General features: G+C 59.8%; 12 protein-coding genes. All 12 read right to left on the bottom strand.

The window, feature by feature from the left end; translation table 11 throughout:
- Nucleotides 1–16: 16 nt before the first annotated feature.
- Complete coding sequence (locus tag G9X68_RS20060; protein WP_171603872.1) at nt 17–997, bottom strand: sugar kinase; 981 nt, start codon at nt 995–997, stop codon at nt 17–19.
- Between the two features lie 18 nt (nt 998–1015).
- Nucleotides 1016–1831: a carbohydrate ABC transporter permease gene (locus G9X68_RS20055; protein ID WP_020047105.1), complete on the bottom strand. Its 816-nt coding sequence runs from the start codon at nt 1829–1831 to the stop codon at nt 1016–1018.
- Nucleotides 1831–2769 (bottom strand): carbohydrate ABC transporter permease, encoded by a 939-nt coding sequence (locus tag G9X68_RS20050; protein ID WP_168308218.1) that lies wholly within the window; start codon nt 2767–2769, stop codon nt 1831–1833. The genes G9X68_RS20055 and G9X68_RS20050 overlap by 1 nt, the downstream gene beginning before the upstream one ends.
- Nucleotides 2769–4097, bottom strand: a complete 1329-nt coding sequence (locus tag G9X68_RS20045; RefSeq protein ID WP_168308219.1) for an ABC transporter substrate-binding protein — start codon at nt 4095–4097, stop codon at nt 2769–2771. The genes G9X68_RS20050 and G9X68_RS20045 overlap by 1 nt, the downstream gene beginning before the upstream one ends.
- A 54-nt stretch (nt 4098–4151) precedes the next feature.
- A complete protein-coding gene (locus tag G9X68_RS20040) occupies nt 4152–4829 on the bottom strand; it encodes a GntR family transcriptional regulator (RefSeq protein ID WP_171603871.1) in 678 nt (225 codons plus the stop codon).
- Between the two features lie 7 nt (nt 4830–4836).
- Nucleotides 4837–5721: a dihydrodipicolinate synthase family protein gene (locus tag G9X68_RS20035; protein ID WP_171603870.1), complete on the bottom strand. Its 885-nt coding sequence runs from the start codon at nt 5719–5721 to the stop codon at nt 4837–4839.
- A gap of 94 nt (nt 5722–5815) precedes the next feature.
- The gene (locus tag G9X68_RS20030) at nt 5816–8113 is read right to left on the bottom strand and encodes a PBP1A family penicillin-binding protein (RefSeq protein ID WP_171603869.1); all 2298 of its coding nucleotides are present in this window, start codon (nt 8111–8113) and stop codon (nt 5816–5818) included.
- A gap of 465 nt (nt 8114–8578) precedes the next feature.
- The gene (repC, locus tag G9X68_RS20025) at nt 8579–9883 is read right to left on the bottom strand and encodes a plasmid replication protein RepC (protein WP_171603868.1); all 1305 of its coding nucleotides are present in this window, start codon (nt 9881–9883) and stop codon (nt 8579–8581) included.
- 154 nt (nt 9884–10037) lie between these two features.
- A complete protein-coding gene (repB, locus tag G9X68_RS20020) occupies nt 10038–11039 on the bottom strand; it encodes a plasmid partitioning protein RepB (protein WP_171603867.1) in 1002 nt (333 codons plus the stop codon).
- Between the two features lie 4 nt (nt 11040–11043).
- Complete coding sequence (gene repA, locus G9X68_RS20015; RefSeq protein WP_171603866.1) at nt 11044–12237, bottom strand: plasmid partitioning protein RepA; 1194 nt, start codon at nt 12235–12237, stop codon at nt 11044–11046.
- A gap of 273 nt (nt 12238–12510) precedes the next feature.
- Nucleotides 12511–13824, bottom strand: a complete 1314-nt coding sequence (locus tag G9X68_RS20010; protein ID WP_171603865.1) for a hypothetical protein — start codon at nt 13822–13824, stop codon at nt 12511–12513.
- Between the two features lie 729 nt (nt 13825–14553).
- A complete protein-coding gene (locus tag G9X68_RS20005) occupies nt 14554–15306 on the bottom strand; it encodes an SDR family oxidoreductase (RefSeq protein ID WP_171603864.1) in 753 nt (250 codons plus the stop codon).
- Between the last annotated feature and the right edge of the window lie 41 nt (nt 15307–15347).

Below are 15347 nucleotides of genomic sequence, written 5' to 3'. Positions count from 1 at the left end.
TGATCGCGCTCGAAACTCATAGCGGGAGCAGAGTGCTGCGGCTAACGCCGACGTCCCATTCCCGCAGGGCAGCGCCGACCTCGGCCCTGGTTGGCGCGCCGGTACGACCGCCGAACACCTTGCATTTGAGAGCCGCTGCGATGGATGACACGCGCATCCTCTCTTCGATCGGCAAGGCCTCTGCGACAGCCAGCGCGAAAGCACCATGAAAAATATCGCCGGCTGCGAGCGTATCGACCGCCCTCACCTTCGGAGCGGTAAGATGGACGATTTCGCCGGTTCGGTCATCGAACCAGAAAGAGCCCTTTTCGCCAGCGGTGACGCTGATGAAGGCATGCTCGAACTTTCGCTTCAGAAGGCCGACGACCTTCACCAGCTCGGCTGCACCCGCAAGGCGCTCGGCGGCCGGCTGCGAGAATACGATGTGGCTGGCCGCCGGTGCAAGCATCTCGATCACCCCATCGCCTGCGACATCGCCATCGAGAATGCCCGGTTTGCCCGCCTCTCGGGCGGCCAACAGCGTCCGCAGCGCAAGCTTCGGCCACCGGACGTCGACTAGCACCGCATCGAAAGAAGAAACGTCCTCTCTTGTGACCGGCTTGACCGTCTCGTGCAGGCCCGCATCGTAGAAAGGCACAATCAGGCGCTCGCCCTGATCATCGACGAGAATGGTCGAGACGGCCGAGCGGGCGCCGTCCACGCGCAGCATGCAGCTCGTGTCTATGCCGCTGTTGCCGAGGTCGGCAATGATGCGTTCGCCGGTGGCATCGTTGCCGACTGCGCCCCAGAGGCTGGCATTACCGCCCAGCCGGGCGACCGCAAAGGCGGCGCTCGACGCCATGCCCTCGGCGATCTGCAGCATATCGTAGGGCAGAATTTTGCCCTGGCCGGTCGGCAACGTGCGCACCCGAAAAAGGGTGTCCATGACCGCCGCGCCGACACACAAAACGCGGCGCGCCCGATCGGGAGGTACATCGAAGGCAGAGGACGTCGTCAAAGCCGTTGTCTCACCCGCTCACTTGACGGCTCCGGCCGTCAGGCCCGCCACGATCTGCCGTTGCGCAAACACCGTCAATATCAGCACGGGCAAGGTGACGATCAACGCCGCTGCCGCCAGCGGACCCCAACTGACCTGCTCGAACGAGAGCATGTTGTAGACCGCGACAGGAAGCGTGCGCGTCTCGCGACTGGCGAGCACGATGCCGAAGACGAAGTTGTTCCACGAGAAGATGACCGACAGGATGAAGGCGACAACAATGCCCGGCCTGGCGATCGGCAAGGCGACCAGGCGGAAAACCTGCCAGGGTGTTGCGCCATCGATGCTTGCAGCCTCCTCCAGCTCCATCGGCGTCGTCTCGAAATAACCGATCATGATCCACACGACGATCGGTACGGTGACCACGAGATGGATGATGATCTGCGGCATGAGCGTGCCGAGCAGGTTCAGCCACTGGAACAGCAGGAAGAGCGGTATCAGGAAGGAAAGGCCAGGCGTCATGCGCGCGATCATGATAACCATCGCGGACTTCTCCGCCTTCAGCCGCGCGATGCCATATCCGGCCGGCACGCCGATCAGCAGCGCCAGAAGCGTGGCGGCACCTGTCACCAGCACCGAATTCCAGAGATAGAGGAAGAAATTGTTCTCCTCGAAAACCTTCAGATAATTCGACCAGGCCAAGCGCTCCGGGATGAAGACCGGCGGATAGGCGCCGTTGTCGATCTCATATTTCAGCGACAGCGAGATCATCCAGAGGAAGAACAGGACGACCGGCGAGATCATCACCAGGGCAACAAACAGCAGTCCGATGCGATCGAGCGTCTTGCGCTTCATCAGCGTGCCTCCCCGTCGGACCAGTTCACGCGCTGCCGCAGCATCATAAGGACGAAGGAGAGCAGGACGATGAGGATGAAGAAGACAACCGCCATGGCCGAGCCATAGCCGATATCGTAGTAGGCGAAAGCGGTGTTGTAGAGGTAGATGTTGATCGTCTCCGACGCCGTGCCGGGACCGCCTTGGGTCATGGCATAGATGATGTCGAAACTTTTCACCGCATCGATGCTGCGGATGATCACGGCAATCATCAGGAACGGCGCGATCATCGGCAGCGTCAGATAGCGGAATTTCTGCCAGACATTGGCTCCGTCGATTTCAGCACTTTCATAGGGCTCACGTGGAACCGCCGCCAGACCGCCGAGCACGATCAACATGATAAGCGGCGTCCACTGCCAGGTCTCGACCAATACCAGCGACGGGATGACGCTGCTCTGATTGTAGATCCACTCCTGCGGGCCGATGCCGATGAAAGAGAGGAGATAGTTGAGGACGCCGAGCTGCGGATGGTACATCATCGTCCAGACCAGTGCGATGGCGACGGGTGTGGCCATCATCGGCATCACGAATATGCCGCGGATAAGACCGCGCAACGGAAATTGAGCATCGAAGATCAGCGCGGCGAGCGTCCCTAGAAAAAGGGGGACCACCACGGAAAGCGTCGTATAGAGCACCGTATGCCACAGCGAGTCCCAGAAGCGCATGTCCCCGACCAGGCGGGCATAGTTGTCCAGTCCCGCAAAGACCTGGGACTGGCCAAGCGTCCAGCTGTTGACGCTCATCCAAAGCGTAAAAACCCATGGAAAAACAATTACGGCCGCAATGACGATCAGCGCCGGGATGACGAAAGGCCAATAGTTGGGAGCAAACCGGTCTGGTTTGCTCCTCCCTTTCGCCGTCTTGGCCACTGCGGCCGTTTCGATGCTTGTCGAGGCCATTATCCCTCACTTTTCGCCAGGACGGGTTCGAACTGTGCCGTCGCTGCCTTCAGCTCGGTTTCGGGATCGGCGCCGCCGATCATGTTGGTGAGACCAACACCATAGACGTCGCGGAACTCGGTGACCGGAATGATGACCGGCAGCGCGAGCTGCGAGATCTTGCCTGAACCGACGACGGCATCAAGCCAGGCGCCCGGCATCTTGACGCCTTCGCGGACCTTCGCATCCTCGAGGACGGACTGCCGGAAGGGAACACCGGCGCCGGCCTGCAGCAGACGTGCGCCCATTTCATGCGAAATTGCCCATTGGCAGAAGAGGTACCCGGCTTCTTTCTTCTGGCTTGCCGCGACGACGCCAAGGCCGTCGCCAAAGGTGCCCGCGGCTTGTGCCTTCGGACCTTTCGGCATGATGCCGTAACCGACCTGGCCGACGACGCGCGACTTTTCCGGATTCTCGATCGGCGGCGCAAAACCGACGCCGTCCAGCCACATGCCGATCTTGCCCTGCAGGAAGGCCGACTGCGCCTCGGCCCAGTTGAAGCCAGAAACGCCGGGAGGGGCGGTCTTGGTCATCAGCTTTTGATAGAGCTTGGCTGCATCGATCGCTTCTTGCGATGTCGTACGCAGCTTGCCATCCGGACCGAGCGGGCTCGAACCATACCCAAGCAGCAGCGACGTCCAGACCGGCGTATTGGCGTTCTTCAGGCCGCGGGCGACGAAGCCGTAGGTGTTGGTGGAAGGATCGGTGAGCGCCTCCGCAGCACTGGCGAGTTCTTCGAACGTCGTCGGGTAGGCGAGCCCCTTCTTCTCGAACAGCGTCTTGTTCCAGTAGATGATCCAGTAATCGACCGAGAATGGAAGCGAACGCAGGACGCCGTCCGGATCTCTGGCAAAAGTCAGGCCGGCTTCGGCGAAGTCGCTTTCAACCAGAGACGGGTCGGTCAGAGAGGGGTCCTTGAGAAACCCGCCAATATCAGCAAGCCAGCCGCCCTTTTCAAACTGCCGCTTCTGGACATGGTAGCTCATGTGCACGACATCGAAGCTGGGCTTGCCGGAGCTCAGCTCGATGGTCGTTTTCTGACGCTGCTGTTGTTCGGGCGTCGCTTCGGCATTGACCTTGATGCCGGTCAGCTCCTCGAATTCGGACAAGTACTTCAGAAGTATTTCGCTGCGCGGGCTCTTGACCAGGTTGACTTCGAGCGTCGTGCCGGCAAAGCGCTTCCAATCGACGGCAGCCGATGCCAACCGCACGCCGAGCATGCTGCTGGCGCCAAAAGCGGCCGTACCTGCCAGAAAGCCGCGTCTCGTCGGATTCAAAAACGATGACATGTGATTCCTCCTCCTTTTGCCGGCGATCTCCTCATCCCCGGCTGTTTATTCCGATTATATCCTGAGCGCACGATCTCTTGCATGATTGATATGTGCGACAAGGCTGTTGACGGCGTCCTCCGCCGATCGTCGTTCGATCGCCTCGAGCACCTTCAGGTGCTCAGCCATGACAGGCCCGACGTGACCTTCGATGCGAAAACGGTCCTGACTGATCAGGCGCATCTTGATCGAGTTCACCCGGTAGGCGTTCGAGATGATGGTATTTCCAAGGGCATCGATGAAGGCGTCGTGCATGCCCCAATCGACAGCCTGCGCATGCAATTCCAATTCGTGCGATCCATCGCCGCTTCGAATGGCGTCGGCGATATCCCGATGCTGCTTCAATAGTCCGGCGATTGTCTCGTCAGACGCAGAGCGGGTGAAAAGCGCGACCGCTTCCTTCTCCAGGAACACGCGCAGCTGGAACGCCTCGCGAATGAGGTTGAGGTCGATATGCGCAATCTGCAAACCCCGCTGGGGCACCGTCTTGATCAGCCCTTCGGCTTCGAGCCTCGGGATGAGTTCGCGGATGGCGCCAAGCGTCAGCCCTGTCAGCTCGACGAGGCGGCGCTGCGAAACGAACTGTCCGGGGCGCACGTCACGCGCAAGAAGGTGGCGTGTGAAGCTCGCATACGCCTTTTCCCGCAGCGTCGGCTGCTCGTCCGTTTCGTCCATCGCCTCTTCCCAAAACATGCCTGACCTATGCCGCTTTCGACTGGAAAAGACGATCGAAAGCAAGAGCAAGCTGCGCCTGCCCTTCGGCGGATATTGAAGCAAGCGGCGGGCGAACCGCAAGCCAGATATCCTCCGACGTCACATGCGCCACCATGGCTTTCACGGCCGAGACAACAGGATATTTCAGCAGTTCAGCCACAAAACCCTCGATGCGGGGATCGTCCTTGCCTTCTTCGGCCATCAGCTTGACGTCGCGGGGCACAAAATTCGCCATGCCGGAGATCGCCCCCTGGCCACCGAGCCGCACGCCCCTGGCAAGATGCCGTTCATCGCCCACCAGGATAATGAGATCGCTATGCGCCTTGAGCAGGCTTTCGCTGTACGGCCAGTCGCCGGAAGAATCCTTGACACCTGTCACGATATTGGGGAAGGCGGTCCGCAGCCGTCCGATCAGCGACACGGTCAGCGGAACCATGGTGAGCGAGGGAAGATTGTAGACGATGATGTCCCGCGCTTTGTCTCCCAAAATGGCGAAGACGGCCGAATACCACTGGAAGACACCGTCGTCGCTGACATTCTTGAAATAGGACGGCGGGGCAAGAAGAATATTACGAACGCCCTGGGAAAGAGCATGATCTGCCTGAATCGCCGCATCCTCAGCGGCATCGACCAGCACACCGACGATGATGTTTTTTGCCGCGATCCCGGCGTCGAGGAAAGACGCGAGGACGCGGTCACGTTCCCGGCTTCCGATGGAGGAGCCCTCACCCGTCGTTCCGAACAGGGTTACGCTGGAACATCCGGCAGCGAGGCTTCGCCTTGCCTGCACGATCATCGCATCGATCGCAATATCGCCATTGCCGTCAAACGGCGTAGCAAGAGCGACTGACAGGCCGAATTTCTGGGTCAAATATGCTTCCTCTCGATTATTGAGATTAGATGTATCAGACTAACATGTTAGCTGTAAAGAGATGATTGCAGACCACCTCGTTACGCGCGCCACGTCACTTTTCGCAGAGCCGTCGGCCGCCGGAATATGGCTGATAGGTACAGTCGGAAGGCCGGAAGGAGCGGTAACTGCGCGAGCAGGCGGTGATGTTACAGGACTGCGGTGCGCCTTGACCATCGCTTGCCGCTTCTGTCGATCTCACTCCATTCAGCGTGGGTTCGGCCGTCGCCTGGCGCATGAAATCCCGCCAAATATGCGCTGGCAGGGCGCCGCCCGTCACCCCCTTCATCGGCGCGTCATCATCATTGCCAACCCACACACCGACGACGAGCGATTCCGTGAAGCCGACGAACCAGGCATCCCGGTTGTTCTGGCTGGTGCCGGTCTTGCCGGCCGCAAACGTGCCGGGATCCGCTCCACGCCCAGTACCTCGCTCGACCACTAACTGCAGCAGGCCGAGGAGATCGGACTGGTAGGGCGAAAGATCGACATTCGGCTTTGATTGTGAGCCAACTCGAAACGTCTTGGGCTGCCCTGCCGCTTGAAAATCGATGATGCCCCAGGGCTTGACAGGTGCCCTACCGAGTTGGACGGACGCATAGGCGCTGGTGAGGTTAAGCAGATTTACTTCGGATGTCCCAAGCGCCAAAGACGGCGTATTGGCAAGTGGTGCATCGATGCCGAGTTCACGCGCTGCGGCAATCACATTCTCTAAACCAACCTCTTCGGCAAGCGCCACTGAAGCGGCATTGAGCGATCGCGCGAACGCCTCGGCAAGCGTTACCCAACCGCGATAGTTGCCGCCGGAATTTTCTGGCGACCAGCCAGCGATGTCAATTGGCGCGTCCAGAACCTGGTCAGACAAGGTGAACCCAGCCTTCAATGCTGCGTAGTAGACGAACAGCTTGAAGGTGGAACCCGGCTGGCGCATCGCTGTGACGGCGCGGTTGAACTGGCTTGCCTTGTAGTCGCGCCCGCCAACCATCGCGACGACCGCGCCATCGGGCGTCATCGCAACCAGCGCGGCCTGCGATGCTCCGACTGTCTTTCCTTCACCGTCCAACGCTCCTTTCACGACCCTTTCGGCGATTTGCTGCAATTGCGGCACCATCGTGGTTCGCACCGTCGTCGAACCTGGCGAGGAGCCGGCGATTTCGCTCGCTTGCGGCGAAATCCAGTCCGCAAACCAGCTTCCCGAGCGCGGCGTCGGCGTCGTTGGATGCAGCTTGGCAAAGCTCGCCTTGGCCTCCGCCGCCTCTGGCGCGGTGATCTTTTCATTGGTCGCCATCGCGTCGAGAACGACTGTGGTGCGCTGCCGGGCGCCTTCGAAATTGTCGATGGGGTTCCATTGACTCGGCGCTCGCAGCAATCCCGCCAGCATCGCCGACTCCGGCAGGTTAAGGGCGCCGATATCCTTGTTGAAATAGATTCGCGCGGCGGCAGGCATGCCGGTAGCGCCCGCGCCAAGATAGACGCTGTTGAGATAGCGCGTCAGGATTTGCCGCTTGCCGAGCTTCCACTCCAGCCAGACTGCGATCACAACCTCCTGTATCTTTCGCTTAATCGTTCGATCACTGTCCAGGTATTGCAGCTTGATGAGTTGCTGGGTGATGGTGCTGCCCCCCTCCACCACCGAGCCAGCCTCCAAATTCCGGAGAAACGCCCTCCCGATCCCTCTGGGATCGACGCCGAAATGATCCATGAACCGGCGATCCTCAATCGAAAGGACGGCCTCGATCAGACGAGGCGGGAACTGGTCGTACTGCGCATATGGCCCTTGATAAGGTCCCTGCCTTACGAGCGGCGCACCGTCAGCGGTTTCCAGCACAACAATCGGCTTTAGCGTTCCGTCACGAATCTCGCTCCAGGGCACGTCTTTTAGTGCCCACACCAGCACGCTGCATATGAGGAGGCACACAAGCAGGGCCGACCCCATAGCGAATTTCCACCAGCTCGCCGGAAGCCATCGGCCCCGGCGACTTTCGCGCGGCTTGCTACGCCAATGGCGAATGCCGCGCCCGGCTTTGATCGGAGCAGTCGTCATCCATTTGGTGAGAGCTGATGTGCTTTCCAGCCGCATCGACCTCGTTAGCTTCGTTCTCAAAAACGAAGCCATCGTCTTGACCTTCGCCAGCGCAGAACTTGCCTGCAAATCGTGGCGCAGCGCACGTAATAGATTGCTCGCGGCCTGGCGAGTTTGGACGAAGGGTCGGTGGGGGAGTTGCGGGCTGTCGGCCTGGGTGGTTCCTGGCGAATCCGAGGCAGTCACTTGCGCTGCCGAATCTGCTTGCTGATTGCGACCCGTGCTCGATTTGCCAACGCTTTCGGCTGAAGATTCGGGAGGATTAGGCATCGATTACCGCCAAAAGGCCAACGTGGCGTGAACTTATAGCCGAGCGATGCTGCGTGTTCTACCGCAAAAGGTCCCAATCGCTCCGAGGCGTTTGCAGCCTCCCGCTGCAGCGCATACACTCTGTTGGCCGGAACAAGCCCCTGATCGAACAGGCGCTGTAGACTTTCAATGCAGCGCTTCGTCCAGAGCCGACCTGTTTCTTCCGCAGGCTTGCGACCATCACCTGTCTACTAATTTTCAATGCGCTGATTATCTGCGGTCGTTCGGGCGAACGCGCACGTTGTAGTCGACAGTCAAAACGCGGATCGTCCGGCCGGCGTCCTCTCGAGCGTCGCCGCAACAGAGCCGGATCCTTCCATCGAAGGGAACGCCAACCAAACCCGCCCTCACCGGCTGGTTTTTCTTTGCCTTGTTGCCGCTTTGTCAGCGTTGCGGATCATTGTCGTAGCCGCAGCTTCCTTACGATCAACCGGCATGTCGCCGCACTCCACTGTTAGCCCGCACGAGCGCCATCAGCATCGGGCCGATAGCAAACTCGCCCCTCTCGGTTCTTCGGGTCAAATCGCGGAGATAACCGCCAGGCGAGTTGATATGCCCTCCCCTTTCCAGGATGCAGGCGATCACGGTTGCGGCATTTTCCGGCCCCATGCCCGAGCAGGCTTCCTCATAGGCCGAGGGACTGACGCCGAGCATCGAGCGCACGACGACGGCGGCCGACATAAGGTCTCGCCAATTGCCGATCGTCCCGCCGGGGCCATAATCGAGAATTTGAGGGCAGGCCTGGAGGATGAGGCCAAGCGGGAACGATTTCAGGCTATGCACGGCCCCTGGATCGGCCGTGTCTTTCGCCTTGTTGGCCATCCCTCCGGAAGGCTTCGGCTGTTTCAATCTTCGCTCGTCCGGCGCTTCGGCGTTCGGCTCATTATCGGCCACCGCCCTTTCGCCCTGCTTCGTTTCGAAGCTTGGTTCAAGTTCATAAGTGGAGTCAGGGTTTGAATTCTGTTTGTGACGCTCAATTTGAGACTCATTGGAGTCTATTTTTTGTGTTTTTATCCGTCTTTCCAATGCGTTGACGATCTCGTCGCGCAGCAGCCCCATCTCGTCGAGCAACGGCGCCAGTGCTTCGGCCGTCGCAACTCGCGGAATTCGGGCAAGGAGCGTGCGAAACATCGCCGAAATACCTTCCCAATCACCGGAAACCTCCTCTTCGAGGGCCGTCTCAATCAGCTTGGAGATATCGCGCCGGCAGACCGTCAAGCGTTCCCTGGTCACCCGTAACAGCTCCCGGTCGGCAACCGCCTGGGCGGCCAGGCTTTCGATTTCGACAGCACGGGCCAGAAGCGGTGCGACGCTGAAGCCGAAGGCCTCGCCGATGGCCCCTGCCCTGTCGCGGCGCGCATAGCGTTTGCCATTCGGGCTGTCCTTGCGCAGGATCAGGCCGGCCTCGACCAGGACGGCAAGATGCCGCCTGAGGGTGGCTGGGGTCATGCCTCGAGCGCGCAACGAAAGCTGCGCATTCGACGGGAAGACGATCAGTCCCTTTTCCTCGGAGATTTCGTCGTCAGGGTAAAAGGTCAAAAGCGCGTCGAGCACCGTCAATGCCCGATCGGTGACGCCAAGCGCCGGTCGCGCTTCGCAGATCGCCCTGAACAGCTTCCATTTGCTGCGTTTCATTCCCGGCTCGATGGTCTCGGCCAGTTGCTGGCTTGCCAGCATGCCAAGCGACATCGGCCGCCGCCCAAAGGGCGTCGTCACATATCCACTCTCCATTTGCCTTCACCTTCGTTCAGGCAAAAGAAAACCATCCACCAATTTGGTGCCTAAGACGCTTGACTGTGATTCGGGGAAATGCGATTCTCGATGTGCTTAAGATCTGAGAAGGGCTTCCACGGCGTCGTCGTTGGGGGCCTTTTTCTTTTGCGCGCTACGCTCCTCTGTCCTTGTTGAACTCCTGGAACAGGCCCTTCAGCCTTTCCTGGACGAATTGATCGAAACCGGGCGCCGTCTTGCCGTCGAAGACGAAGGTCGCACCGGATGCTGTCTTCTTGATCATGACAGGCACGCCACTAACCTGGGTTTTAGCCACCACCGGCTTCGGTGCAGTCGTCTTCTTCGTTGCCAGAACGAGTGCCCGCTGAAACCGCTCGTCGCTCGAAATTTTGCGCGCGTCGTCCGCGGACAACTCCGCGATGATCTTTTCGACATCGGCTTTCTCAAGCCGCTCGCCCAGTTCCAACCATCGCCGGCGGCCGATATCAGGTGCCGCACCTATGGCGTTGACGAGCCCCAGGGGGACCTGTCGTATGACGATCAGCATTCTCGACAGCGCCGCCTTGTCCACGCCGAGAGCCGCCATGATGACATCGCGGCCAAAGCTGCGTTCCTCGAGCCGCGATGCGAAGAGCGCACGCTCGATGTAGGAGAGATTGGTTCGAGCGCTGTTTTCCTGTCCCTGGCTGACGACCAGCTGACCGTCGGTGAGATCGCGGACGACCGCACGCACCCTGATGCCAATTTCTCGGGCGGCAGCCAAGCGACGATGGCCGTAGGCGACCTGATAGCGTCCCCTGGTTTCGGGATGTGGGCGGACAAGAATCGGAACCTGCTGCCCATGCTCGCGGATCTGCTCGACGAGCTGCGCAAGTTCGGTCGCATCGATCGCCAATCGGTCGCTGACGAAGGAAGCGTCGATCAGGCCGGGATCGAGTTCGACGATGGTCTGGCCGGTGGCAAGCTGCCGTTCCAGCTCACTCGCCCGCTCCATTTTCTCGGTAATGTTGCCGAGCGTCTTGGTAATGCCGCCGACCGGCGCGGCACTGCGCTCCTGCGGCACGAATCCGGCGATCGGACGATTATCGCGCGGCGCGACCGCATCCGCCCTTGCCGGGCTCGGAGCGGAAATTTCGATGAGGTTTTTGCGCGCCATCTATCTATTTCCTCCCCCAGGTGGAGCGAATATGCGCCTCGATCTCGCCATTCACGAGGTTGAGGGATTCCAGCGCCCGATCGTAGGTTCCGCGTGTGAACTGCGACCGCTCGACCTCGTAGAGTGTCTGCTTGGTGACGCCGGCGTCGGCGACCGCCGTCGATTTCACCATGGCGTTGTGGAGCATTCGATTGCCGAAGATCGCCCGCATGAAGCCGGTCATCTGGCTTTGCGGTCCGTCATTCGGTTCGAACCGCGTCACGAGATAGCGCATCCAGTCATAGCTGGTACGCCCGCCGGCCTTTTCGACGACCGACATCAGCTCACTCGTCATCGTCAGAAACTGCGACATCGACATGACATCCAGCATCTGCGGGTGGACCGTGATCAAGACTGAGGTTGCCGCACAGAGCGCCGACATCGTCAGGAACCCCAGCTGCGGCGGGCAGTCGATGACGACGACGTCGTAAAGGCTTTCAATTTCCGTCAGGACCTCGCCGATGCGGGCAAAGAACATCGTCTCCGCCGTCCCCGACGCCATCGCCTTTGGGGTCTCGTGCTCGAATTCCATCAGCTCGAGATTGCCCGGAATGAGATGCAGATTGGGCGTGTAGGTGGCGCGCACGATGTCAGCGATCGGGCGCGGCTCCTCATATCGGATCGCACCGTAGATCGTTTCGCCCTCTCCAACGTCGAACTCCGGCTGGTGGCCAAACAAGGCGGACAAGGAGGCCTGCGGATCGAGGTCGACGGCGAGCACGCGGTAGCCCCTGAGCGCCATGAACTGCGCCAGATGGGCCGCGGTGGTGGTCTTGCCTGAGCCGCCCTTGAAATTCATCACGGAGATGATCTGGAGTTTTTCGCCCGTCCGGCGGGCCGGCACATATTTTGGCGTTCCGTTTCGCTCATCGAGGACCCTGCGAATCCGGTCCATATCCGTTGCACTGTAAAGCCGCCGTCCGTTTGCGAGCGGATCAGGCCCATGGCCGTCGGCGGCTACCTGGCGGAGATAACCTTCACCGATGCCGATGAAGGCCGCAGCTTCCGCCGGCGAAAATGTTCTGATGGTTTTTTGCGACAGCGGGGGGAAGATTTTTGCCTGATGCTGCTGAAGTTGATAGGATAACTCCTTCGCATCTGTTGCCAGAAGCGACGGGAGGTGCTCTTGATCGTCTTGAAGAGCAAGACTCGGCTGCATGATCTTTTTCCCAAGTAACTGCGCAATTCTGAACGAAAGCGCTTCAGTTGCGCAGTTACTATATGCCTCGATTCGTTACCAATTTACAAATGCTTAACCAAACCGCCCGTTTCAGCCCGCCGAGACGGCCGGCGACGTCAGGCAGATTCAAGCGGTATGAGCAAGTCCATCGGCACGAAATGACTGATAAGCCGGGTGGCTTTCAAGCCGAGCGGGAGGTCAATGAATTCGCCGTAGAAATCCAAATTCGTCAATATGTTGGGCGCTGTCCGGCTATTTCCCGTCATCCTTCAGGTAGTTGTTGCCGTTGATCACCAGAAGCCCGTCGGAACCTTTGTCCGGTTCGAATATGCTCATGCTTTCCGTCTTGCCGCTCGCGTCGGTCAGGTCGAGACGGTAGCCGGAAAGCTTGTAGCGTCCGCTTGCGCCCGGCCGGTTGCCTGATGTGGTGACGCCCGATCGCGATCCGCCGATTTCGTTGGTCATCGAGGCGCCGGACCAGCCTGTGCGTTCGAAAGTACCGTTTCGATGAAGCGTCAGCGTATGGCTGGACGCCACCGATCCCGATGAGGTCGCGGTCATGCCGCTCGAGGCGAAGGTGGATACCCATTCGCCGTCGAGCGTCGTGCCCTCATCAAATGGCGGTACGACGCGATAGTCTGCGTCGGCAATCACCAGGTCTTCGCCCTTTTTCGAGAACGGTTTCGTCTCGATCTCGATCGTGCCGTAGGCAGAGGTGACGCGGCGCATTTCGATCGACCCGACGGAGGAGAAGAAACCGCCGCCGGCAAGCTTGTAGAGGCCGCAATCGGTCGGGGTCTCCCTGCAATGTTCGGCAATGCTCCGGCCGGCCCTCGGCAGCTCCGTGCTGAACTGGCCCTTCGGATCGAACATGGTGATCGTGCTGTCCGAATAGAAATCCATGCCGCCGAAGACGTTCGGCCGGAGACCGGTATCGAGATGGGTGAAAACGCCGTCCAGCCCGCCGTCGTCGCTCGCCGGCACGAGATCGAAATCCTTGTCGGCAGGATCAAGCTTCACCGATCGCACAAGCGCTGCGAAATCGGCCTCGGCGCTACTGCTTCTGTCGCCGTTCACATTCAGCAGCACGAGCTGCAGATAGGTCTGCCGCTTGTCGCCGGCGATGCCGACGACGATCTGGTCGATGGTCACGTTCTTCTGATGGACGCAGCAGCGTTCTTCCACGCGAATGTCGTAGCCGTTCACCGTGACCCCATAATGCTTGATCAGGATATCTTCCTTCGCCATGTCGGGAAGCGTCGCGACGAAGGTCTTCATGCCGGCCTGCAGAGAATTGCGCGCTGCCGAGAGCGGCTTGGTGATCTGGATTAAAGCACTGCCGCGCTTGTCATCCTCCGTTTCCGGAAAATCCTTCTGCAGCATGAAGAGATTGCCCTTGCCCGCTTTCCTCCAGCCGGAAGCGGCATCGGGCAGGGTCACCGTCAGGCCGCCGATATCGGCGGGCGCCGCCAATACCTGACAGCAGGACAGAAGGCAGAAAATGACGAGAATGAAGCCCAAGGCCGATTTGCCCCGGCCGATCCGATCGATATGCGCGTTGCCCATGCGCCCTCCCCTCGCGTTTCGACTACCGCCGACGGGATTTGGAGCCGGTCGCGGCCATTTCAACCCTGAGCTTCATGAAGGTTTCTTGAGTGCTTCGTTGTGATGAACCCCGGCGACTTAGGTGAAAACATCCGAACCTCCGGCGTCGCGCCCCTCGACCTACGGACGCCGTCCTCAGCATCGGGCGGCGCCTCAGGATCACGGGTCTACACCGGCCCAAACTTGACTTACCCGGCAAATGAATGTTTGCCATCCCTTGTTTTGCAGTGCACAATATTTGCTGTTAATAGGGATGTGAGCCGGTGAGAATTTGCATCTACAAATCAGATGAAGCTCCTGAAGTGACGCTGTTCTTGCGAGAAGGCGTACCGGTGCCCGCACATCCGAAGAGCCAAAAGTGGCGGCACATAAAAGCGGTTGTTGGCGAAGAGGTAAGGGCCGACCTTCTGACCCAGATAGAGATCGGCAATGGATGTCTTTTTGTCAACCTTGGGGCATCCCCGAAGCACTGATCTAGGCGGCTGGGTTAGACGCTGCTCAACCGACACGGAATATGCTCGCTCATTATTGTACCCGCCGCCAATCTTTCAGGAGGCAAGCCTTGAAACCCCCGCTCATCTCAATTTAAAGATTGCGGTGAGCCTTTGAGGGTTCTAATCGCAGCCAGATGGACGTTCTGTGGCGGGTCGATTTTAAGTCTCCTACCGGCCGGAAGAAAAGCCGCACGGCCTACTCCCCCATCGATTGGTAGAGCCAGTCGGGAAGCGTCTGGCGCGCCACGCGGGCACCGGCGCCGGGAATCAGAGCGTCGTCGGTCAGTTCGACTCCGAAATACGACGTGGATCGATCGGTTATCACCTGCCGTTCGTCTTCGTTCGCGGCGAGATAGATCCGGGCGATTTCATCGATGCCGAACTGCTCCGGGCCGCCGATTTCGACGACATCGCCCGAGGGAGCGCCGGCTGCCAGTTCCGCCAGGAATGCGGCGACATCCCCGGCTGCGACCGGCCTCATGAAGGCCGATGGCAACCGAAAGACATTGCCGTCAGCACCGATGTCAATCAATCCGTTTATGAACTCGTAAAATTGCGTGGAGCGGAGGATCGTGTAGGGTCGACCTGACGCCCGGATGAGATTTTCCTGCACCATTTTCGCGCGAAAATAGTCGCTCTCCACGAGGCGCGGCGTGCCAACGACGGAGAGTGCGAGATAGTGCCGGACACGGGCTTCCGCCGCAGCTGCGAGCAAATTCTTCGTCGACGCCTTGAAGAAATCGAACGCCGAACTGTCACCGAACGATGCGGCATTGGTCACGTCCACAACGACTTCGGTTCCCACCATCGCCACGTCCAGACCCTTGCCGGTAACCGTGTCGACGCCAAGCGACAATGATGCGGCCGCGACGTCGTGGCCCGATCGGCGCAACTTCTCGCTGAGCCTCGTTCCGATGAGGCCGCTTGCTCCCACCACCGTGATTTTCATATCGGCATCCTCTGCTGCATCTCAACTGCGATGTCTCGCGC

Origin of the sequence: Rhizobium changzhiense (assembly GCF_013087625.1) — a bacterium.
Lineage (GTDB): Bacteria > Pseudomonadota > Alphaproteobacteria > Rhizobiales > Rhizobiaceae > Rhizobium > Rhizobium sophorae.
The sequence above is the reverse complement of the archived record's forward strand: the minus strand, read 5'-3'. Positions and strand labels throughout refer to the sequence as shown.